This is a genomic window from Streptomyces sp. NPDC002602 (assembly GCF_042889445.1).
GTDB lineage: Bacteria > Actinomycetota > Actinomycetes > Streptomycetales > Streptomycetaceae > Streptomyces.
The window spans coordinates 193,355-216,117 of record NZ_JBIAQX010000004.1; the positions used below are offsets into that span (position 1 = coordinate 193,355).

Consider the following 22,763-nt stretch of genomic DNA (forward strand, 5'->3'; position numbering starts at 1 on the left):
ACCTGATTATGTCGATCTTGATAGCTTCCATCGTGCGGACCGGCCGTGTGAAAGCCGCCGGTCCGACCACTTCACCGGATCGAGGAGAACCAGCCGACATGCGACGCGCTTCCCGTACCGACACCGGAACGGCCGACGGGAAGCGGTGGACCGCACCGGTCGTCGCGGGTGTCGCGGGCGGCGTCGCGGTGCTCGGCTTCGGCGGCCTGTACGTCGCCGGACTCCTCCTGAGCGCGGGCGACATCGCCGCGGGCACGAAGGTGCGCGGCGTCGACCTGGGCGGGATGAGCCGGGCCGAGGCTCGGCAGGCCCTGGATCGCGAACTCGGCACGGACGCCGCGGCCCCGGTCGTCCTGCGCGTCGGGGAGCGCTCCGAGCGCCTGCCCCCGGGGGCGCTCGGTCTGTCCCTGGACACCGCCGCGACCGTCGAGCGCGCCGCGCGTTCCGGCTCGGACCCGCTGACCGCGATCGGACGCCTCTTCGCCGCCGGCGACCCGGACGTGCGGCCGGTGGTCGGCCTCGACGAGAAGACGGCCCGCGCCGCCCTCGACCGGGTGGGCGAGAAGAGCGGGCGCGCGGCCCGCGAGGGCTCCGTCACCTTCGACAAGGGCCGGGCCGAGGCGGTCGACCCGGTCACGGGCATCGCCGTGGACACCGACCGGTCCCTGGACGCGCTGCGCGCCGCGTACCCCACGGCCGCCGGCAAGCCCGTGGAACTGCCCGTCCGCACGACCGAACCGCGCGTCGGCCGACAGGAAACGGACCGCGCGCTGAAGGAGTTCGCGCGACCGGCCGTGTCGGCGCCGGTCACCCTCACCGTCGAGGGCAGGCGCATACCGGTGTCCCCCACCCTGCTCGGCAGGCACCTGACGCTGAAGGACGACGGCCGGGGCCGGCTGACCCCCAGCCTGGACACGAAGGCACTGCTCGCCGCTCCCGCCCTCGGCGGACCCCTGCGGCAGGCCACCCGGGGGCCCGTGGAGGCGAAGCTCCGGGTGGACGGCGGTCGGGTCACGGTCGTCGAGGACGGGAAACCGGGCCGCCAGGTCACCGAGGCCACGCTGGGCAAGGCCGTGTTGCCGCTGCTGACCGGAGCCGGAACCGCCGCCCGCACCGGCGAGGTCGCCACCGAGTCGGTCCGGCCGCGCCTCACGCGGGAGTCGGTGCGCGAACTCGGCATCACGGAGCAGGTGTCCACCTTCACCGTGCCGTTCGAGCGGGCCCCGTACCGGACCACGAACATAGGCCGGGCCGCCGAGCTGATCAACGGTTCGGTGGTGCTGCCCGACGAGACGTGGAGCTTCAACCGGCGGGTCGGCGAGCGGACGAAGGAGAACGGCTTCGTCGACGGCCTCATGATCAACAACGGTGTGTACGAGAAGGCCGCGGGCGGCGGGGTCTCGGCCGTGGCCACCACCGTCTTCAACGCGATGTTCTTCGCGGGCGTCAAACCCCTCGAACACGGGGCGCACTCCTTCTACATCGAGCGCTACCCCGAGGGCCGCGAGGCCACGGTTGCCTGGGGCAGCCTGGACCTGCGCTTCGCCAACGACACGGGCCGTGCCCTGTACATCCAGGCGACGGCCACCGACACCTCGGTCACCGTCACCTTCCTCGGCACCGGGAAGTACGACGAGGTCAAGGCGGTCAAGGGCCCGCGCACCAACGTCAAGGCGCCGGCCTCCCGCACCGGCAGCGGCCCCAAGTGCGAGACCCAGACCCCGCTGGAGGGCTTCGACGTGGCCGTCGACCGGATCTTCGTGAAGGGCGGCCGGGAGGTCGGGCGCGAGACGATCAAGACCCGCTACACGCCGCGCGACGCCGTCACCTGCGGGACCTGAGCGGCCTCCGCCGGTCCGCGCGGCACGCTCACCCGTCCGTGTGAGGACGGGCGCGGGACGGGGCACCGGTACGGCAGGGTGGGCGGATGCAGCCGTGCCGGATTCCGCGCCCGCCCCTGGCCCTCGTCGTGCTCGCGCTCGCGCTGACCGCCGGGTGCGTGACGGTGCGGCCGGCGGGAACCACCGGGGCGGCGCCCCCGTCGGCGTCCGCGGCCGCCCCCGCTCCCCCACAACGGGCCGCGGAGGCATGGCCGTTGCGGATCATCCCCGCTCCCTCCGAGCCGGCCGCGCCCGCCGGCCCGGCACCGGACGCCGCCCCCGCGCCGCGACCGGTCGGACCCGGACGGGCCGCGCCCCCGCGCACGGTCCCCGGGCCGGCCGCCCCGGCGCGACGCGCGGGACGGGTACCGCGGCGCGCCACGCCCGTCGCACCGGCACGCCCGGCCCACCGCGCCCCCGCCGCCAAGCCCCGCGGGCGGGAGTCCGTACGGCCCGGGGCCCGGCCGGCGCCGGGGCGCTCGTACGACATGGCGCCGCTGTGCGCGGCGGCCAAGGGGACCGTGTCGCCGTCCATCGTGGCCCTGTGCCGCTGATGACAGTGCGGGCGCATAGCCTCGGACGACCACGTCGGGCACCGGGCCGGCGGGTGGACGACACGGGGAGTGTGGGGCATGACCGACTCGGCAGCGGTGGTCGGCGCGTTGCGGGAACTGGCGCGGGAGCGGTCGGGCGAGGTGGAACTCCTCGACGGTTTCACCGACTCCGAACTGGACGCCTGGCCGGTCGAGGTGCCCGAGGCGCTGCGGGCCGTGCTGCGGGAGATCGGCGGGGTGCGGACCGAGGAGAGCGAGTTCGACTTCGGGCCGCGCGGCCGGCAGGTGTTCGCCGACGGCCACTGGACCCTGGGAGACCTCGACCACGGCGAGGGCTCGCTGATCGTGGGGGCCGGGAGCGGCGACTGGGGTCCGGTGCTGGCCGTGTTCCCCTACCGGACCGACGACCCCGAGGTCACCGTCGAGGCACCGGAGTTCGTGCGGTGGCTGGCAGGCTTCGCCGAGCGGCTCGCGGAGCACGGTGAACGGCCGGCTCCCGAGACGTTCGTGAAGGCCGTGCCCAGCGTCGCGGTGGCGGAGGGCCCGGACACCGAACTCGCCGCCCTGGTCGGTCGCGGGGACCCGTTGACCGACCTCGTCGACCTGCGGACCCTGCCCGAGTACCCCTGCGGGGTGGGCTGGGAACCGTACTTCTCCACCCTCCACGGCACCGCCGACACCAGTGGCAGCGAGGTGCGGTTCCGGCTGGTGGGCGACGGCAGGGCGCTGCTCCTGCGCAGTGTGGTGAGCGGGGACTTCCTGCGCCGTCCGGTGCGCCGGCACGCGTCGCCCGAGGACGCGCCGCACCGCGCGGTCGCGGAACTGCGCGCCCTGGCGGCGGAGTTCCCCTCGTACGTGGCGCTCGAAGCGGGCAGCGCGGACTCCGACATGGACGGCTGGTCCGCGCCCGTCCCCGAGGACGTCCGGGTCGTGCTCCGCGAGATCGGCTCGGTGGCCGTCACCGGCCTGCCCACGCTGTGGCTGCGGCCGGCCGGCGACGACCTCGGCGTGGATCCCGAACTGCACCGGATGCTGGGCGGCGACGGGACGTACTGGCCGCTGGCCGGGGTGCGGTACGGGCGGGGCGGCGCCCTCGTCCAGATCCGGATCGACCCCGGGGCCGGGCAGTGGGGGTACGCGGTCTCCGTGCCCGCCGATCCGGCCGGGCTGCGGCGGTACCCCGAGGTGAAACTGCTCGCGGAGTCTCCCGCCGACCTGCTGCTGGACCTCGTCCGACGGGTGCGTCGGGCCGCCGCCGGGCCGGATTTCGCGGCGCGGACCGCCGGTGTGACGCAGTGGCTGTTCCCCAACACCGGCGAACCGTGGCCGCGTCCGACCCCGGTCTCCGCGTGGGCGGGCTCGGCGGATCCGCTGCTCGCGGCGGCCGTGGCGGAACTGCCGGAGGGGGCGTACGCCGCCGACCTGCGGGAGGTTCCGCTGCCGAGCGACCTGTGCTTCCACCGGATTCGCGAGTGGCCGTACTCGGCGAGGCTGGACCGGCTGCACTTCCCGGCGGGCGGACGGCTGGCCGCGGCGGTACCGGTCCGGGCGGTCTCGGGCTGACCGGGCGCGGTTCGGGCGGACGCGGCTCGACCGGACGCGGCTCGGGCGGACGCGGTTCGGGCGGGGCCCGGGTTCGCCGGGCGTCGCGTCGCCCCGCCGGCGGCGCGTCATCCGACTGGCTCCGGCCCGGCTTCCGGGCCCGGCCGGACGGGTTCGGTTTCATGGGCGGGGCGGGCCCGTACGGGGCCCCTGAACCCAGGGAGCGGGCATGGCCAGGATCGCCCTGTTCGGCGCGACCGGCACCATCGGCGGCCGGGTGCTGCACGAGGCACTCGGGCGCGGTCACCAGGTCACCGCGGTCGTACGGGACCCGGAGCGGCTCCCCGACCCGGACGGCGCGGCGGTGACGCGCGGCGACGTCCTCGACCCGTCGTCGGTGGCCGAGGCCGCCGAGGGGCACGACGTGGTGGTGAGTGCCGTCGGACCGGGTTCGGGGGACGCGGGCGCCATCGTGGCCGCCGCGAAGTCGCTGATCGGCGGCGTGCAGACGCTGGGCACCGACGAGACGTCCAGGCCCCGGCTGGTCACGGTCGGCGGGGCGGGCTCGCTGCGCACCGCCGGCGGCGGGCAGGTCTGGGACCAGGAGGGCGTCCCGGAGCCGGTCCTGGCCGTCATGCGGGCCCACGGTGAAGCCCTCGACTTCCTGCTCACCGTGCCGGTGGAGGAGGTCCGCTGGACCAGCCTCAGTCCGGCCGCGCTCATCGCGCCGGGCGAGCGCACGGGGACGTACCGGTTGGGGCTCGACGACCTGATCGTGGACGCCGAGGGTCTGAGCCGGATCTCCACGGAGGACTACGCCGTCGCCCTCGTGGACGAGGTCGAACGGGACGCGCACGCGGGGCGCCGGTTCACGGTCGGGTACTGAGGGCCCGGGCCCGGGCCCGGGTTCCGCTGTAGGGCGCCGGCGAGGACGTTCGGCTGCCGGCGCGGCACCGGGCCGCGGTCGGCCGCCGGGCCACGTTCGGCGCCCGGGCCGCGTTCGGCGCCCGGGGCCCGGTCAGTCGACGCGGCGCCCGGGGGGCCTGTCGTCCTCGGCGTCGGCCTCGTCGCCGTCGGCTCCCGGGGGCCGGGCGTCGTCGGCGTAGAGCGCGGTGAGTTCGGCGCCGGTTCGGGCGAGCGTCCGCCGCACCTCGGGCGGTTCCAGTACCTCCACGCGCCCGCCGAGCCCGGCGAGGCTCGCGGCGATGGCCCGGTGTGCCGGGCCGTCGACCCACACCTCGGTCCAGCCGTCGGGCAGTGGCCCGCCGACCCGCAGTCGGCCGCCGAGCAGTCGGCCGAGGAGCGGCAGGACGGACGGGTCGACGCGGGCCCGGGCCGTGGCCGCGTACATCCCGCCCTCGATCGTCTCGGCGAGCGCGCGCCACGCCGTGGCCAGGTCGAAGTCGGGCGGCCGGACGACCGGCTCGCCCGTCGGCTCGACGGAGACGACCCGGCTCAGCCGGAAGGTGCGCAGGCCCCGTTCCGTGCCGGCCACCAGGTACTCGGCTCCGGCCTTGGAGACGAGCCCGAGCGGCTCGACCTCGCGCACCCCCGCCGGTTTGCCGACTCCCTCGTATCCGAGGCGGACCCGGATCCCGTCCACGACGGCGGCCTGGAGCGCGGCGCGGTGCGCGGTGTCCGTCGTGGCGGGGTTGCGGGACCAGTCGGTGGTGTCCGTGACACCGGCACGCGAGGCGGCCTCGGCGTCCGCGCGCAGCGTGGCGGGCAGAGCCCGGACCAACTTGCGCAGCATGGTGCGGAGTTCGGGGGTGACGGCGAGGGGGCCGGTGGCGAGGAAGAGCGCCCGGGTCTCGTCGGCGGTGAGTCCGGTGAGGTTGGTGCGGGCCCCTCCCACCAGTGACCAGCCGCCGCCTCGACCGCGCTGGGAGTAGACGGGCACACCGGACGCGGCCAGCGCCTCCAGGTCACGACGGGCGGTGCGCTCGGAGGTCTCCAGCTCCGCGGCCACTTCGGAGACGGTGACGCGGCCGCGTTCTTGGAGGAACAGCAGGATCGCCACCAGACGGTCAGCCTTCATGAATCCATTGTGCTCGCAGAACAGGCCACAGGATGGCCACTTTGGCGCCCAGGATGGCGTGCATGACCTCACACACCACGTCGTTCGAGCAGACCCCTTCCACCGAGGCCGCCCCGGCCGCCGACGCCTTCGACCCGCGCGACGACCTCGCGACGGCCATGGCTCTCGCCGGCCGCACCCTCGCCGCCGTGCGGCCCGACCAGTACGACGCCCCGACCCCCTGCGAGGACTTCGACGTCCGGCGGCTGTCGAGCCACCTCGTCGCCGTCGTGCGCCGGATCGCGGTGATCGGACGCGGCGAGGATCCCTTCAGCGTGCCGTCCTTCGCCGACGAACTGACCGACGGGGCGTGGGCGGGCGCCTGGGAGTCCGCCGCTTGCGAGGCCGCCGACGTCTGGGCCGACCCGGGGATCCTGGGACGCGAACTCCGGCTTCCCGTGGGCCGGTTGCCGGGGGCGGCCGGTGCGCTCATGTACAGCCACGAGCTGACCGTGCACACCTGGGACCTGGCGCGCGCGACCGGGCAGCGGCCGGTGTGGGACGAGTCCCTGGTGGAACGCGCGCTCGCGCTCGTGCGGCGGGTCCTGCCGGCCGAGGCGCGCGGCGGACCGATCCCCTTCGGTCCGGTCACGGACGTGGACGCCGACGCTCCCGCCATCGACCGGCTCGTGGCGTGGGCGGGCCGCCGCCCCTGAGCGGGCGGCTCCGGGGCACCGGATACGGGTCCGCGGTGTGGGGCGTCCAGCGCCCCGCCTGTGCGGGTGGGGCCGCGTTCACCTGGGGAAATCGGGTGGATCCGGCCGTGTCCGGCTCTCTAGAGTGACGGGGCACCACGTCGTCGAGCAGGAGCGGATCATGCGCACGCACTACCCCCGTACGGCGCATCTTCCCTGGTCCCCCGGGGCGAGCGCGGACGATGTCCGCACCTCCGGGCTCTCGGCTCTGGCCGGACGCGAGGTGGTGGTCACCGAGAAGCTCGACGGGGAGAACACCACCCTGTACGCCGACGGGTCGCACGCGCGCTCGCTCGACTCGGGGCACCATCCGTCGCGGGCGTGGGTGAAGGCGCTGCAAGGCCGGATCGGGGCCGGGATCCCGGCGGGGTGGCGGGTGTGCGGCGAGAACCTGTACGCCCGTCACTCCCTCGCCTACGAGGACCTGGACAGTTGGTTCTACGGGTTCTCCGTGTGGGACGGCGATTCCTGCCTGGACTGGGACCGCACCGTGCGCTTCCTGCACGGGATCGGCGTACCGAGCCCGAGGGTCCTGTGGCGCGGGGTCTTCGACGAGCGGGCGTTGCGCCGGCTGCGGCTCGACACGAACCGCCAGGAGGGCTACGTCGTCCGCACGGTGGACGGGTTCACACGCGCCGACTTCGGGCGGTACGTCGCGAAGTGGGTCCGCGTGGGGCACGTGCGGACCGACACGCACTGGATGTACGAGCGAGTCGTACCGAACGGGCTCGGGCCGCGGGCCCCGTTGTGGGCGGTCCGGTCCGGCTCAGAACCGGACGTCGCGGCGCTGCTGGACGCGGTCGGGGCGGAGCCGACGGCGCGCGCCGAACCCTCCCTGGCGCCCGCCGAGCCCTCGGAAACGTCCGCCGCGTCGACGCAGGACGTCGTCGCGGAGGTCACCGCCCGCTTGGACGGGGCCGGGCGCACCGGCGAGGCGCGGCTGGCCGGGGTACTGGCCGCCGCGCTGCACGGTGAGCGACGGGCGGCCCTCGGGGCGCGGCTCGCGGCCGGGCCGCTCGGGATGGCGACGGCCCGGCGGGTCGCGGACCTGGTCGGGCTGCGCCCGGCGCTACAACTGCCGTTCCCGGACGAGGAAAGGCGGGCCGGGCTGGTCCGACTGGCCGCCGCGGCCGACCTGGGGGTGCTGCACGCACTGGCCGGGGCCACGGCGGGCGAGGCCGCCCGGGAGTGCGTCGAGTGGTCCGCGCTGTGCGCCGAGGAGGCGGGGCTGCTCGGGCCGGATCCCCTGGGGTTGTTGCGTTCGGGGCTGCGGGACGGCGTGGCCGGCCTGGAACCGGACGCGGCGGACCGCTGCTGGGCCGAGGCACGGGAGGCGTTCGCGCTGGGCAAGGCGCACACCGCCGATGAGGCGGTGGCGGCGACCTGGCGGTGGCGCGAGGGGGCGTTCCCCCGGTTGGTCCAACTGTGCGGGCCCTCGGGCAGCGGCAAGAGCACCTTCGCCGAATCGATGCCGGGCGTGAGCGCGTACGTGAGCCTCGACGATCTGCGGGCCGCCCGGGGTGCGCGCGGCGACCAGAGGGACAACGCGGACGTGCTCCGCGAGGGTCTCGACCGGTTGGGCCTGGCCCTGGCCGCCGCCGCACGCACCGGTGGCACGGTGGTGTGGGACGCGACTTCCCTGGGCGACCAACAGCGCGGTCTGGCGGGCGCCGTCGCGCGCCGCCGGAACGCACTGGTCACCCACGCCGTGGTGTGGGTCGAAGAGGCAGAGCTGGTGCGGCGCAACGCGGTCCGCCCGCATCCCGTGCCGGCGCCGGTGCTGGAGTCACAGGTGCGGCGGTTCGCTCCGCCGTATCCGGGCCGGGCGCACCGGACCTGGTACATCGGCGCGGGCGGCACGGTCGAGGACACGGCCGGTACCGTCGGGGAACGGAACGGGGACGTCTGATGCGTACCAGCGAGGAGCTCTACCACCAGGTCCGCTGGGACCCGCGGTTCGATCCGGCGCGGTTCACGCTCGGGCTGCTCCAACGCGGGGCCGCCCCGAAGCGGGTGCCCCTGCCGTCGTTCGTGCCGGGCGGCGACATCCCCTGGCACCGGGTGCTGTTCGTCGAGGCGGACGGCGAGTTGGTGTGGGACCGGGCCACGGGCCTGGACGCGATCGACGGCACGCGGGCGGGTCGGATAGAGGAACCGCGGCTGCTGGACGCGCCGTTCTTCACCGTGCGGATCCCGCACGCGTGGGACCCGGCGGGCGGGGGCGCCTGGCGGCCGGCCTCACCGGATCCCGACGCCCCGCCCGTGGACAGCGTCCGGCTGGTCACGTGGAACACGTTGTGGGACCGGTACGACGCGCCCCGCATCTCCACCGCGCTGCGCAGGCCGATGCTCCTGGCCGACCTGGCCCGGGCCGACGCCGACGTGATCGCGCTCCAGGAGGTCGAGCCGGCGCTGCTGACGATGCTGCTCGCGCAGCCGTGGGTGCGGGAGCGGTACACGGTGGGCGCCGACCCGCTCGGCCGGGACGTCGCCGAGTGCGGGCTGTTGCTCCTGAGCCGGTTGCCGGTGCGGGAGGCGGGCCTGCACGAGCTGCGCCCGCACAAGGCGGTGATCGCCGTGACGGTGGACACCGCGGCCGGACCCCTGGTGGTGGCCAACACCCATCTGACGAGCGACCACAGCGAACACGGCGCGGACCGGCGGACGGGAGAACTGGCCTCCCTGGCACATGGCCTGGGCTCCGTCGACGCCGCGATCGCCCTGGTCGGCGACTTCAACGACGGCCGGACCGGGGCCGAGGGCCCGGCGGCCGCCCTGGGACTTCGGGACGCCTGGACCGAGGTGCACGGGGCGGCGGACGACACTCCGACCTTCGATCCGGCGGTGAACCCGCTGGCGGCGGTGGGCTCGCTCTCGGGGCGGTCCGCGCGACTGGACCGGATCCTGCTGCGGTCGCCCGGCGTGGTGCGCTCGGCGGCGCTGCGGGGCGATGTCCCCGGCCCGGACGGGCTGTTCGTCTCGGACCACTTCGGGGTGGAGGCGACGCTGGGGTTCGGGGCGCCGAACGAGGGCCCGGCGCGTCTCGACGTGGCGGCGACGGCACGCACGGCGGTGGCATGGCTCCCGCCGGCCGACCCGGCCGTGGACGCCCTTCGGCGTGCCCACGATCCCCGGGTCGACCGGTGGCCGGCGCACGTGAACCTGCTCTTCGGCTTCGTTCCGGAGTCGGCGTTCGAGGCGGCGCTGCCGCTGTTGGCGCACGTGGCGGCGGAGACGGCCCCGTTCACGGCCCGCCTGGAGGGAGTACACGACTTCGGGCACCGGGAGGACGCCACGCTGTGGCTGGACCCGGCCGCCGACGGCGCCGCGCCCTGGCAGGAACTGCGGCGGGCACTGGCCGCACGGTTCCCGGGCTGCCGGGGCCGCGCCGAGGGCTACACCCCGCACCTGACGCTGGGGCGCAGCGACGATCCGCGGCGGGCGGTGGCCGAGTTCGGCGCCCGGCTCGGCGGCGGGACGCGCCGGGCACGGGTCGGCTCGCTCGCCGTGCTGTCGCGGCGCGGGGACGGACCGATGGAGGTCCGGGCGACGGTGGAGCTGGGCACGGGCGAGGTCGGGTGGGTGCCCGACACCGAGCCGTCGGTCGAGCTGTCGATCCCCCCGTCGGCGGATGCGTCGGCCGACCGGGGCCGTCCTGACCCCGGGGCGGTCCTCGCCCGGATCGCGGAGGCGTTGGGCGAGGGCGTGGTGCACGTGGCGGGGTCCCGGCGGATGGGCTGCGCGCTGCCGGACGCGGATCTGGACCTGGTGGCGGCGCTGCCGGGCGAGGTCCCCATCGAGGAGGTGCGGGACCGGGTGGCGGCGGCGCTGCCCGAGGCCGAGCGGCTGCGGTCGGTATCGGGGGCGCGGGTTCCGGGACTGCGGTTCCGGGTGGCCGGGCTGGACGTGGACCTGGTGGTGGTCCCCACCGGCGCCATGGATCCGGCGGGGGCCGTGGCCGGACGGGCGGAGCTGGGCGAGGCGGCGCGGATCGCGCTGAGCGCGGTCTGCGACGCCGACGCCGTACGGGACTTCGTGGGCCCTCGGCAGGCGGCCTTCGCGGGGCTGGCCCGCGAGGTGAAGGCCTGGGCGCGGGCGCGGGGCCTGGATTCGGCGCCCTTCGGCGGACTCCCCGGCCTGGCCTGGTCCGTGCTGGCCGCGCGGACGGTGCGCGAGGCCTCCGATCTGACTCCCGCCGGGCTGTCGCGTGAGTTCTTCGGGACCTGGGCGGCCTGGGACTGGCGCGAGCCGGTGTCCCTGGGGGCGACGGGATGCACGGTGGTGCGGTGGGCGGGGCAGGAGCCCGGGGCGGGGCTCCCGTCCGCGCACGGCCCGGGCGGGAGCGACCGTGACCCCGTCACGGTGCTCACCCCGTCCGATCCGGTCCGCAGTTGCACGACGCAGGTGGGGCCGGGTACGCGCGACCTGCTGGTCCGGGAGCTGTACGCGGCCTGGGAGGCGTTGGAGGCCGGTGCGGACGGCCCGCTCGCCGCGGCCGGACCGCCTGCGCACCGACGGCACGCCGCCTGGGCGGTGGTCACCGTACGGGGCGGTTCCGGGGAGTTCGAGGATCGGCTGGGGCGCGTGCGCGGCCGGTTGCGCGCGCTGCTCGGCGCGCTGGAGGAGGGCGGTGTCGGGGACGCTCACGCCTGGCCCCGTCCGTTCGTGTCGCGGGGCACGCTCGCCCGCTACGCGATCGGGCTCGGGGCGAACCCGCCGGCCGCGGCCGACCTGTCCCCGCTCGTCGCCCGCTGGACGGCGGGCCTGCCGGGAGTCACGGTCGAGCGGGTGGAGGGCGGAGCGGTTCCGACCCTGCCCTGAGCCCCGACGCCCCCGGCGGTGCCCGGGCCGCCGGTCGCGGCGACTCCCGGAGCCGCTGCCGGCGACGACAAGTAACGAACGCACGGACACGAACACCCTCCTGCCGGCCCCACTGTCCGAAGGTGGTCGGTCGACCGCCCCGTCCCGCCCTCCCGTGCGGCGGGCTCGGCGGGCAGTGCGGAACGGAGCGGTCAGGAGCCTCAGTAGAGTGCGACCGGCTTTTTTCGTCAACACTTTTCACAAGGATTGAAGAAACCCCAAGTTCACAGGCCTGAAGCCCAACTGACACTCCGTCTGATCTTCAGTTCATGAACGCTCAACCCCTTGACGCCCCCCGCGCCGGGCAGTTCACTCACGCTTCGATCCCCCCGGATCCTCGACGTCAGGAGTGCCCCGCATGCCCCTGCTCCTCGATCGCCCGCCGAGACTCACCGTCGCGGCCCTCGTCGCGGCCCTGGTCGCGTCCCTCCTCGTGCTGCTTCCCGGCGCCGCCGCGAGCGCCGCGCCCGCGCTGCTCTCCCAGGGCAGGCCCGCCACCGCCTCCACCGTCGAGAACGGCGGCACCCCGGCCTCCGCGGCCGTGGACGGCGACACCAACACCCGCTGGTCCAGCCGGTTCGCCGACCCGCAGTGGATACAGGTCGACCTCGGCGCCCCGGCGCAGATCAGCCAGGTCGTGCTGCGCTGGGAGGCCGCGTACGCCAAGGCGTACCGGGTCGAGCTGTCCACCGACGGGACCAACTGGTCCACCGTCCACTCCACCGCCACCTCCGCCGGCGGGGTCCAGACCCACGACGTCACCGGCACCGCCCGCTACGTCCGGGTGTACGGCACCCAGCGCGCCACCGGATACGGCTACTCGCTCTGGGAGTTCCAGGTGTACGGCACGGGCGGTACCGGTCCGACGCTCCCCGGCGGGGGCGACCTCGGCCCCAACGTGATCGTCTTCGATCCGTCCACGCCGAACATCCAGGCCCGGCTGGACCAGGTCTTCGCTCAGCAGGAGTCGGCCCAGTTCGGCTCCGGCCGCTACCAGTTCCTGTTCAAGCCGGGCACGTACAACGGCCTCAACGCCCAGATCGGCTTCTACACCTCGATCTCGGGTCTCGGCCTCAGCCCCGACGACACCACCATCAACGGGGACGTGACCGTCGACGCCGGCTGGTTCGGCGGCAACGCGACGCAGAACTTCTGGCGTTCGGCGGAGAACCTGGCGCTGAACCCGGTCAACGGCACCGACCGCTGGGCCGTGTCCCAGGCCGCGCCGTTCCGCCGGATGCACGTCAAGGGCGGACTCAACCTGGCCCCCAACGGCTACGGCTGGGCCTCCGGCGGGTACATCGCCGACTCGAGGATCGACGGCCAGGTCGGCAACTACTCGCAGCAGCAGTGGTACACCCGCGACAGCTCCATCGGCGGCTGGTCCAACTCCGTCTGGAACCAGGTGTTCTCCGGCACCCAGGGCGCGCCCGCGCAGAGCTTTCCCGAGCCGCGCTACACCACGCTGGACACCACCCCCGTCTCGCGGGAGAAGCCCTTCCTGTACCTCGACGGGAACGAGTACAAGGTGTTCGCCCCGGCGAAGCGGGTCAACGCCCGCGGCACCTCTTGGGGCAACGGCACCCCGCAGGGCACCTCGATCCCGCTGAGCCGGTTCTACGTGGTGAAGCCGGGCGCGAGCGCCGCCACGATCAACCAGGCGCTGGCCCAGGGCCTGCACCTGCTCTTCACCCCGGGCGTCTACCACGTGAACCAGACCATCCAGGTGAACCGCCCCGACACGGTCGTCCTGGGCCTGGGCCTGGCCACGATCATCCCGGACAACGGGGTGACCGCCATGAAGGTCGCCGACGTGGACGGGGTCAGGCTCGCGGGCTTCCTGATCGACGCGGGTCAGGTCAACTCCCCCACCCTGCTGGAGGTCGGTCCGACCGGCGCGAGCACGGACCACGCGGCGAACCCGACGACCGTGCAGGACGTGTTCATCCGCGTCGGCGGCGCCGGGGCGGGCAAGGCCACCGCCGGCATGGTGATCAACAACCACGACACCGTCGTCGACCACACGTGGATCTGGCGGGCCGACCACGGCGACGGGGTGGGCTGGGAGACCAACCGCTCCGACCACGGCTTCCGCGTGAACGGTGACGACGTGTTGGCCACCGGGCTGTTCGTCGAGCACTTCAACAAGTACGACGTCGAGTGGAACGGCGAGCGCGGCCGGACGATCTTCTTCCAGAACGAGAAGGCGTACGACGCCCCGAACCAGGCCTCGATCCAGAACGGTTCGATCAAGGGCTACGCCGCCTACAAGGTGGCCGACTCTGTCAACACCCACGAGGGCTGGGGCCTGGGCAGCTACTGCTACTACAACGTGGATCCGACGATCCGTCAGGACCATGGCTTCCAGGCACCGGTGAAGCCCGGTGTCCGCTTCCACGACCTGCTCGTCGTCTCGCTGGGCGGCAACGGCCAGTACGAGCACGTCATCAACAACACCGGCGCCCCCACCTCGGGGACGTCGACCACCCCCTCCACCGTGGTCTCGTTCCCCTGATCCACCCCTGACCCCCGCGGGACACGGGGCGGCCCGGCGGCGCCGCGCGCCGTCCGGTCGACCACCGGGCGGCGCGCGGTCATGTCCGCGACGGGCGGATCGGCGGCCGTCAGACCTCCAGGATGATCTTCCCGGCGGTGTGTCCGTCCTGACTGAGCTCGAAGGCGGCGGCCAGTTCGGAGAGCGGGAACGTCTTGGCGACGGTGACGCCGAGCCGTCCGGTGTCGGCGAGCCCGCCCAGGGCGGCGAGGTCCTCGCCGACGGGGCGGACCCACATCCACTGGCCGTCCGCGCCGAGCACGTCGGGGTCGGCGATGGAGGCGTGCCGGCCCCCGGGGGCGAGGACGGCCTTGGTGACGTCGAGGACACCGCCCACGAAGTCGGCTACGACGCTCACCCCGTCGGGGGCCAGTTCGCGGACCCGTTCGGTGAGGCCGTCCCCGTAGGCGACGGGTTCGCAGCCCAGCTCGCGGAGCCGGTCGTGGTTGCGCGGGGAGGCCGTTCCGATGACGCGGGCGCCGAGGGCGTGGGCGATCTGGACGCCGAGGGAGCCGACGCCGCCGGCCGCGCCGTGGATGAGGACGGTGTCGTCCTGACCGGTGTCGAGGCGGGTGAGGAGTTGGTAGGCGGTGAGGCCGGCCAGCGGCAGTCCGGCCGCCTCCTGCCAGCTGAGCGAGACGGGCTTCGGCGCGAGGGCCCGTACCGGCACGGTGACGAACTCGGCGAAGGTGCCGCCGTGCACGTAGTCCTTGCGGGCGTAGGCGATGACCTCGTCGCCCGCGGTGAACTCGGGGGTGTCGATGCCGACGTACTCGACCGTCCCGGCCACGTCCCAGCCGGGGATCACGGGGTACACCACGTCCATGAGCGCGTCGAGGCCACCCGCCATGATCTTCCAGTCGACCGGGTTGACCGAGGCGCACCTGACCCGGACGAGGACCTCGCCGGGGCCGACCTTGGGGACCGGGAGCCGGGTCTCGGCGAGCACCTCCGTCCCGCCGTACGTCTCGTACACCATCGCCCGCATGGTGCCCTCGTCCTCGACGTTCAACGACATGCGTCTCACCTTTCCGCGAGCGGCTGGAATCATCTGTTCCGCATCCCATCACGAAAAGCCGTGCCCGCCCCGGGAAGCGGGGCGGGCACGGCGCGGGAAACCGCCGGGGCTCACAGGGCCCGGTGGGCGGCGATCAGGTCGGCGTAGTGGGCTCCGCTGGTCTTGACGGTGCGTTCCTGGGTGTCGTAGTCCACGCGGACCAGACCGAACCGCTTGTCGTAGCCGTACGCCCATTCGAAGTTGTCGAGCAGGGACCAGGCGTAGTAGCCGGCCAGGGGCGCGCCTCGGCGGGCGGCGCGGGCGCAGGCGGCGAGGTGGGCGGTCAGGTACGCGGCACGTTCGGGGTCGTGGACACCGCCGTCCGGGGCGACGGTGTCCGCGTAGGAGGAGCCGTTCTCGGTGACGTGGATGCGTCGGGCGCCGTACTCCTCGGTGAGCCGCATGAGCAGCGTCTCGATGCCGCTCGCATCGACCTCCCAGTCCATGCCGGTGCGCGGGACGCCGGGCAGGTCGATCTGGCGGGCGTGGGGGGCGGGTCCGGTCGGGTCGGCGACGACGGTCTGCGGGAAGTAGTAGTTCAGGCCGATCCAGTCGAGGGGGGCCGCGATGGCGTCGAGGTCGCCGGGGCGTTCGGGGAGGTCCACGCCGTAGACCTCGCGCATGTCGGCGGGGAAGCCGCGGCCGTGGACGGGGTCGAGCCACCAGCGGTTGACGTGTCCGTCCATCCGTACGGCGGCCGCCCGGTCGGCGTCACTGTCGGTGGCCGCCTCGACGGTGGAGAGGTTGTTGACGATGCCGATCCGCGCGCCGGGGGCGGCGGCGCGGATGGCCCGGGTGGCGAGGCCGTGGCCCAGGAGAAGGTGGTAGGAGGCGCGGACGGCGGCGGTGAGGTCGGTGAGACCGGGGGCCATCCTGCCCTCCAGGTGGCCGATCCACGCCGAGCACAGGGGCTCGTTGAGGGTGGTCCACTGGGTGACCCGATCGCCGAGGCGCTCCGCGACGACGTGCGCGTACGAGGCGAAGGCCTCGGCGGTGGCCCGCTCGGGCCAGCCGCCGCGGTCCTGGAGGGCCTGGGGCAGGTCCCAGTGGTAGAGGGTGACGGACGGGGTGATGCCGGCGGCGAGCAGGCCGTCGACCAGTTGGTCGTAGAAGCCCAGCCCCCTGGGGTTGACCGGCCCGTCGCCGCCGGGGACGACGCGGGGCCAGGCCACCGAGAAGCGGTAGGCGTTGGTGCCGAGTGCCTTCATCAGGGCGATGTCGTCGCGCCAGCGGTGGTAGTGGTCGCAGGCGGTGTCGCCGTGGTGGCCGCCGTCGATGGTCCCGGGGGTGTGGGAGAACGTGTCCCAGATGGACGGGGAGCGGCCGTCCTCGGCCACCGCGCCCTCGATCTGGTAGGCGGAGGTGGCGGTGCCCCAGGCGAAGTCGCGGGGCAGCGCGCCGAGGTCGACGGCGCCGTGGACGGTGGCGTGCACGGTGTCGAGGCGGGTTTCGGAAAGGGTCATTTGACGGCTCCTGCCGTGAGTCCGGCCACCAAGTACCGCTGGAGCAGCAGGAATCCGGCGACGACGGGGATGCTGACGACGAGCGAGGCGGCCATGATCTGGTTCCAGTACACGTCGTTCTGCGTGGAGTAGCCCTGCAGTCCGACGGCCAGGGTGCGGGTGCTGTCGTTCGTCATGACCGAGGCGAAGAGGACCTCTCCCCAGGCGGTCATGAAGGCGTACACGGCGACGGCGACGATGCCGGGGACGGCCGCGGGGACCACGACCCGCAAGAGCGCCCCGAGGGGGCCGCAGCCGTCCACGGTGGCGGCCTCGTCGAGGTCGCGGGGCACCGAGTCGAAGTACCCGATGAGCATCCAGATGGAGAAGGGGAGGGAGAAGGTCAGGTAGGCGAGGATCAGGCCGCCGCGGGAGCCGTAGAGGGCGACCCCGGTGGCGTTGCCGATGTTCACGAAGATCAGGAACAGCGGGAGCAGGAAGAGGATGCCGGGGAACATCTGGGTCGACAGCACGGTGACGGTGAACAGGCGCTTCCCGCGGAAGCGGTGGCGGCTGACGGCGTACGCGGCGAAGACGGCGATGACCACGGAGCAGACGGTGGCGGCGCCGGCCACGATCAGCGAGTTCAGGAAGTACGTGGCGAGCGGGACGGTGTGCCAGATGTCGATGTACGGGCGGACGGTGAGCCCGCTGGGGATCCACCGGAAGGCGCCCGCGACGTCGGCCGGCGGCTTGAGGGAGCTGGTGACCATCACGTGGACGGGCAGCGCCACGAAGCCGGTGAGCAGGGTGAGGAAGACGGCCCGGATCACCTTGTAGGACAGGGGCGGGTCGAGCGCGGAGCGGGTGCGCGCGCGGGGGCGGTGGTCAGGCATCGGCGTCCCTCCGGCCTCGGGTGGTCAGGAACAGGTACCCGGCGGTGACCAGCAGCAGGAAGAGCAGCAGCAGGACGGACATGGCGGAGCCGGTGCCGAAGTTCCAGGTGACGAAACTGGACTGGTAGATGTGGATGGAGATCAGGTCGGCGGCTTCGGGGGCGGATTTCCCGAACAGCACGAACGGCGTGTTGAAGTCGTTGAAGGTCCACAGGAACAGCACGAGGATCAGCACCTGGTTGACCGCGCCGACCGAGGGCAGCGTGATCCGGCGGATCTGCTGCCAGATGCCGGCGCCGTCGAGGGCGGCGGCCTCGTAGAGCTCCTTCGGGACGTTCTGGAGGGCCGCCATGACGATCAGGAAGGCGAACGGCCAGCCCTTCCACACGGAGACGATCAGCAGCGCCCAGAAGCTGTTGTCGCCGAGCAGCCAGAAGGTGTGCTCGGCGCCGCCGAGGCCGAGTTGGTCGTGGATGACGTGGTTCACCAGGCCGTTGTCCCGTTGGAACATGAACGCCCAGGTGATGACGGCCGCGTAGACGGGCAGGGCGTACGGGACCAGGAACAGGGCGCGCAGGAATCCGCGGCCGCGGAAGTTCTCCTGCATGAAGACGGCGGTGGCGGTGCCGAGGAACCAGCACAGGGCCACGGAGAGCAGGGTGAACAGGCAGGTGGTGAGGAAGGAGCCCAACAGGGCTTCACCGACGGGCCGGTTGACGTCCACGGCGAGGTCGTAGTTGTCGAAGCCGGTCCAGGGGGCGCGGGACCAGTCCCGGATGTGGAACTGGGTCAGTTCGCGGAAGCTCATCAGGATGCCCATCACCATCGGGACGAGGTGGACGAGCAGTTCGAGGAGAAGGGCGGGCAGGAGCAGGAGGTAGGGCAGGGCGGCGCGGCGCACGCGACCGGTGACGCGCACCCGGGTCGCGGCGCGCCGCAGTCGACCGGCGCCTTCCGTGGTCACGGAGGTCATCGGACGGTGCTCACTTCGCCATCTGCTGTTGGGCCTTGGTGAGCTTCGCCTTGACCGACTCGGTGGTCACCGGGTTGCCCGCGGCGGCCTCGGCGAACAGCTCCTTCACGGCGGTGCCGACGGCCGTCTCGAACTGTGACTCCTCCGGGACCTGGGGCAGCGGGGCGGCGCTCGTGCCGAGGGTGTCGCGCAGCACGGTCAGGTCGTCGGTGGCGAACGCGCCGTCGGTCTGGGCGGCCTTGACCGGCGGGATGGACCCGTAGGTCTTGTTGAGGACCTTCTGTTCCTCGTCGCCGGTCATGAACTTCACGAACTTCAGGGCCCCGTCGATGTTGTCGGTGTTCTTGAAGACGGCCATGTTGATGCCGGCGACCATGGAGTTGGTGTTCTTCCCGGTGCCGGGCGTGCCGCCCGCCGGGACGGGGACGGGGGCCACGCCCCAGTCGCCCTCCTTCATCCCGTTGGCCTTGAAGCTGGTGGCGGCGCTCTGCCACAGGACCATCGCCGTCTTGCCGTTGGCGAAGTCCTGGAGGGACTGGTTCTTGTCGTACTCGGCGTTGCCGGGCGCGATGATCTTGTCCTTGGCCATCAGGTCGACGTACTGCTTGACGGCGTCGACGTTGCCGGGGCTGTCGAAGGTGGGCTTGCCGGCGGTGTCGAAGAACTCCGCGCCGTGCTGCTTGGAGAACACGAAGGCCTGGTGGATGTTGTTCGACAGGTTCGAACCCTCGGCGCCCAGCGCCCACTTGCCGTCCTTGGACAGCCTCTGGCCGATGGTGACCATCTCGTCCCAGGTGGCCGGGGGCTTCTCGACGCCGGCGTCCCGGAACATCTTCTTGTTGTAGTAGAGCGCGTACGACATCGAGTACAGGGGGACCGCGGCCGGGTCCTTGCCGGTCGCGCCGGCCGAGCCGATGGCCGAGGCGACGAAGCGGTCCTTGCCACCGATGGCGTCGAAGTTCTCGGCGTCCCAGGGCAGCAGGGCGCCGGTGGCCTGGAGGGAGGAGGACCACGTGTTGCCCAGGTTGAGCACGTCCGGGCCCTGGCCGGAGGCGGTGGCCGCGAGGATCCGGTTGAGGAGGTCGGACCAGGGGACCACTTCCAACTTGACCTTGATGCCGGTCTGCTGCTCGAACTTCTTCAGCTCCGGGCCGAGGATCGCCTGGTCCGCCGCGATGTCGGGGCCCTGGTTGGAGGCCCAGTAGGTGAGCTCCCTGGGGTTGGTGTTGCTGCCGCCCCCGCTGTCCGCGGAGCCGCCGCCGCAGGCGGTGGCGGCGGCGAGGAGGGAGGCGGTGACGACGACGGCAGCGGCGGCTCTGGTTCTGCGCATGGCGGATCTGGCCCTTTCGGGAGGGTCGGGGGAGGCCTGCGAGTGGCGAACGGCGCATGACACGTGGGGCGGGGCGGGGTGCCGCACGGCTCGTCCGTGCTGTGCGGCGCTCCGTGGTGGTGCGTTCGGCGCCTTGTGGGCACCCATCCCGTCCAGGCCTTAATTTAGGACGTGAGTTAAGCCCTGTGAAAGGGTCGCGTCAAGGGGTCGCGCAGGGGTATGTTGCGCTGGATGTCACTGCGGAAGGGGCCGGATGACCACAGGGCGTAGCGGACGAACAGTGCGGGACCTGCGGCGCGGCAACCGCAGCGTGGTCCTCCGGCAGCTGTACTTCGGCGGCCCGATGAGCCGTCAGGAACTGGGCCCGGCCACGGGACTGAGTTCCGGATCCGTCAGCAACGTGGTCGGCGAGCTGGTGGCCGACGGCCTGCTGGAGGAGGCCGGGATCGTCGACTCGGACGGCGGCCGCCCCCGCACCCTCCTCAGGGTCGCGCCGGGCAGCGCCCACATGATCGGCGTCGACGTCGGCGAAACCCGCGTCCGCGTCGAGCTGTTCGACCTCGCGCTCACGGAACTCGCCCGCACGGAACTCCCGTTGCAACCGCGCGGCTGCTACGACGTCGGCCCGATCGTGGACCACGTCCGCACCGGGATCGCCACGGTGCTCGCCGAGGCGGGCATCGGCACGGACCGGCTGCTGGGCGTCGGGGTGGGCGTGCCCGGGATAGTGGACCGGGATGCCCCGGGCGGGACGGTGGTGCACGGTCAGACCATCGGTTGGGACGCCGTGCCGCTGGAGGCGCTGCTGCGCGCGACCAAGGCCCTGCCCGAGGAGGTTCCGTACCTCATCGACAACGGCGCCCGGACCCTCGGGCAGGCGGAGATGTGGTTCGGGGCGGGACGGGGCGCGCGCGAGGCCGTGGTCGTCCTCTTCGGCTCCGGCGTCGGCGCGAGCCTGATCACCGACGGCGCGGGCACCGCGCTGGAGTGGGGACACCTGACGGTCTCGGTGCGCGGGCGGCGCTGCCGGTGCGGGGCCCGGGGCTGCCTGGAGGCCTACACGGGCGCCGAGTCGGTGCTGGCCAGGTGGGCGGAGCGGGACCGCGGCGCCGGGGAGGCGATGGACGCGGTGGACGAGGAGGAGGCCCTGTCCGCCCTGCTGGCGGCGGCCCTCGCCGGGGACGCGGTGGCCGTGGACGTCCTGGAGGAGACGGCCGAGTACCTGGGCGCGGGCCTCTCGGACCTCGTCAACCTCTTCCGCCCCGAACGCATCCTGATCGGCGGCTGGGCGGGCCTGCTGCTGGGCCCGCACATCCTGCCGTCGGTACGGGAGCACGCGACGCGGCACTCCCTGCGGCACCCCGCCGACCGCGTCACCATCGACCTGGGGGCCCTCGGCCCGGACGCGGTGACGGTGGGCGCGGCGACGCTGCCGCTGTCCGCGTTCTTCACGGCGGGCGGCCGGCGCAGGCTCCCGGAACCGCCGGCCGAACAGCCGGGCTGGCAGACGGCCCTGGAGGTACGGGGCGGACCGGCGGGCCGCCCGGGGTGAGCGGTGCCCGGTGGCGGGGCCGGCCGGGGTGAGCGGCCGGTGAAAGGGTGACCCGCGATCGGCAACGACGGGCGTGGCGGCTCGACTGGGCGGGACGGCGGGGTGCGGCCGGGGCGGACGCCGGGGTGCGGCCGGGGCGGACGCCGGGGTGCGGCCGGGGCGGACGCCGGGGTGCGGCCGGGGCGGACGCCGGGGTGCGGCCGCGTGGCCGGGCGGGCGCGGACGGGGCGAACGGCGGGGGTGCGGCCGCATAGTCGGGCGGGCGCGGCCGGGGCGGACGGTACCGAGGGGATTCGGCGGCGCGGCCCCCGAGGCCTCGTACACGACGGGGGCCGTCCTGCGGGTGTCCGGCGGGCGCTGACCCGTACCGGGCGCGCCCGTCGGTTCGTCCGGCCGTCGGGCCCTCGGGGTCGTCGGTGCCTCGGGGTCGTCGAGCCCTCGGGGTCGTCGGGCCCGCCCGGATCGCTCAGTCGAAGGCCGCCCGGGTCGCGGGGCCGTAGACGCCCCGGGGGTCGCCCGTGATGCTCCGGTCGCTCTGGAGTTGGACGACACCGCGCCGGGTCTGTTCGTCGTACACCCCGGTCGTGGACACGTACGTGAACCCCTGGCCGTGGAGCCGCTCCTGCAGGGCGCGGACCTCGGGCCCGCGATCTCCGGGCCGCAGGGTCGCGGAGGCGCCGTCTCCGGGTGCCGTGGCCGGCGGCCGGCTCGGCGACGGGGCGGTGGTGGGCGTCGACCCCCGGCCGGGCGAGGTGGAGGGCCCCTCGGCTCCCCGCCCGGCCGCACTCGACGCCGAGGCGGAGGACGGCGGCACGGCGGGGCTCGCGGACGACTCGGCCCCGCCCGCGTCGAGCCCGGCGTCCGGGCTGCGGGCCGGGAGCACCGGTACGGACAGCCCGGAGGGCGGTGCGACCCGCGGGGACTCGGGCTCGGGCCCGGCCGTCAGGTACACCAGGCCTCCGGCCACGGCGAGCCCGAGCAGGGCCAGAGCCGCCGCCGGCAACCAGCCAGTCCTCTCCCGCGCGACGGGTACGGGCGCGGGCGCGACGACGGGCGCCGGCCCCGGCCCCGGGGCCGGGGCCGGGGCGTACGGAACGCCCGGAGCGGGGTCCTGTCCGTACCACGCGGGTGTGTGGCCCGAAGCCGACTCGTCGCCGGAGTGGGCGCGGGGGTCGGCGGCGGGTTCCGTGCGCGGTCGGGCGGGACCCGCCGCACGGGACGGGCGCCCCGACGGAGCGACGTACGGGCGTACGAGCAGGTGGTCGTCGGGCACGGTCGCGCTCTCATCGGTGTCGTGGGACACGGCTGTCTCCCGGCAGGTGCGGAGGTCGCCACGGTGGTGCGTCGCCGG

16 protein-coding genes are annotated in these 22,763 nt (G+C 74.0%); 9 read left to right on the forward strand and 7 right to left on the reverse strand.

Annotation, left to right across the window (positions count from 1 at the left end):
* Positions 1–98: 98 nt before the first annotated feature.
* The 4 genes from ACFYW3_RS14005 to ACFYW3_RS14020 all read left to right on the forward strand — a co-directional run bounded on the left by ACFYW3_RS14005 (position 99) and on the right by ACFYW3_RS14020 (position 4,862).
* Positions 99–1,841, forward strand: coding sequence for a VanW family protein (locus ACFYW3_RS14005; RefSeq protein ID WP_389386364.1), 1,743 nt, complete (start codon positions 99–101; stop codon positions 1,839–1,841).
* Between the two features lie 86 nt (positions 1,842–1,927).
* On the forward strand, positions 1,928–2,434 hold the full coding sequence (locus ACFYW3_RS14010) for a hypothetical protein (RefSeq protein WP_389386365.1): 507 nt from the start codon (positions 1,928–1,930) through the stop codon (positions 2,432–2,434).
* A gap of 78 nt (positions 2,435–2,512) precedes the next feature.
* Entirely contained in the window at positions 2,513–3,997 is a 1,485-nt protein-coding gene (locus ACFYW3_RS14015; RefSeq protein ID WP_389386366.1) for a hypothetical protein, read from the forward strand.
* Between the two features lie 208 nt (positions 3,998–4,205).
* Entirely contained in the window at positions 4,206–4,862 is a 657-nt protein-coding gene (locus ACFYW3_RS14020; RefSeq protein ID WP_389386367.1) for an NAD(P)-dependent oxidoreductase, read from the forward strand.
* A 132-nt stretch (positions 4,863–4,994) separates the two neighbouring features.
* On the opposite strand, the gene ACFYW3_RS14025 is transcribed toward ACFYW3_RS14020, so the two are convergent.
* Positions 4,995–6,014 (reverse strand): helix-turn-helix transcriptional regulator, encoded by a 1,020-nt coding sequence (locus ACFYW3_RS14025; protein ID WP_389386368.1) that lies wholly within the window; start codon positions 6,012–6,014, stop codon positions 4,995–4,997.
* Between the two features lie 62 nt (positions 6,015–6,076).
* Here ACFYW3_RS14025 and ACFYW3_RS14030 point away from each other — a divergent pair, with 62 nt between their 5' ends.
* The 4 genes from ACFYW3_RS14030 to ACFYW3_RS14045 all read left to right on the forward strand — a co-directional run bounded on the left by ACFYW3_RS14030 (position 6,077) and on the right by ACFYW3_RS14045 (position 14,123).
* Positions 6,077–6,709 (forward strand): TIGR03086 family metal-binding protein, encoded by a 633-nt coding sequence (locus tag ACFYW3_RS14030; protein ID WP_389386369.1) that lies wholly within the window; start codon positions 6,077–6,079, stop codon positions 6,707–6,709.
* A gap of 160 nt (positions 6,710–6,869) precedes the next feature.
* Positions 6,870–8,657, forward strand: a complete 1,788-nt coding sequence (locus ACFYW3_RS14035) for an RNA ligase family protein (RefSeq protein ID WP_389386370.1) — start codon at positions 6,870–6,872, stop codon at positions 8,655–8,657.
* Positions 8,657–11,569, forward strand: coding sequence for a poly(A) polymerase (locus ACFYW3_RS14040; RefSeq protein ID WP_389386371.1), 2,913 nt, complete (start codon positions 8,657–8,659; stop codon positions 11,567–11,569). Before ACFYW3_RS14035 ends, ACFYW3_RS14040 begins: the two co-directional genes overlap by 1 nt.
* Positions 11,570–11,966: 397 nt before the next feature.
* Entirely contained in the window at positions 11,967–14,123 is a 2,157-nt protein-coding gene (locus ACFYW3_RS14045) for a discoidin domain-containing protein (RefSeq protein ID WP_389386372.1), read from the forward strand.
* A 109-nt stretch (positions 14,124–14,232) separates the two neighbouring features.
* Here ACFYW3_RS14045 and ACFYW3_RS14050 read toward each other — a convergent pair whose 3' ends face one another.
* From ACFYW3_RS14050 to ACFYW3_RS14070, 5 genes are all read right to left on the reverse strand, one after another.
* Complete coding sequence (locus tag ACFYW3_RS14050) at positions 14,233–15,150, reverse strand: NADP-dependent oxidoreductase (protein WP_351754737.1); 918 nt, start codon at positions 15,148–15,150, stop codon at positions 14,233–14,235.
* A gap of 140 nt (positions 15,151–15,290) precedes the next feature.
* Positions 15,291–16,682: a GH1 family beta-glucosidase gene (locus ACFYW3_RS14055; RefSeq protein ID WP_389386373.1), complete on the reverse strand. Its 1,392-nt coding sequence runs from the start codon at positions 16,680–16,682 to the stop codon at positions 15,291–15,293.
* Positions 16,679–17,557, reverse strand: a complete 879-nt coding sequence (locus tag ACFYW3_RS14060; protein ID WP_389386374.1) for a carbohydrate ABC transporter permease — start codon at positions 17,555–17,557, stop codon at positions 16,679–16,681. Before ACFYW3_RS14060 ends, ACFYW3_RS14055 begins: the two co-directional genes overlap by 4 nt.
* Positions 17,550–18,530 (reverse strand): carbohydrate ABC transporter permease, encoded by a 981-nt coding sequence (locus ACFYW3_RS14065; RefSeq protein WP_389386375.1) that lies wholly within the window; start codon positions 18,528–18,530, stop codon positions 17,550–17,552. Before ACFYW3_RS14065 ends, ACFYW3_RS14060 begins: the two co-directional genes overlap by 8 nt.
* A 10-nt stretch (positions 18,531–18,540) precedes the next feature.
* Complete coding sequence (locus tag ACFYW3_RS14070; RefSeq protein WP_389386376.1) at positions 18,541–19,860, reverse strand: ABC transporter substrate-binding protein; 1,320 nt, start codon at positions 19,858–19,860, stop codon at positions 18,541–18,543.
* A gap of 253 nt (positions 19,861–20,113) precedes the next feature.
* On the opposite strand from ACFYW3_RS14070, the gene ACFYW3_RS14075 reads away from it, so the two are divergent.
* Entirely contained in the window at positions 20,114–21,412 is a 1,299-nt protein-coding gene (locus tag ACFYW3_RS14075; RefSeq protein ID WP_389386377.1) for an ROK family protein, read from the forward strand.
* Positions 21,413–21,878: 466 nt separating this feature from the next.
* Here the strand turns inward: ACFYW3_RS14075 and ACFYW3_RS14080 are convergent, their stop codons facing one another.
* On the reverse strand, positions 21,879–22,715 hold the full coding sequence (locus tag ACFYW3_RS14080; protein WP_389386378.1) for a peptidoglycan-binding protein: 837 nt from the start codon (positions 22,713–22,715) through the stop codon (positions 21,879–21,881).
* Positions 22,716–22,763: the final 48 nt, after the last annotated feature.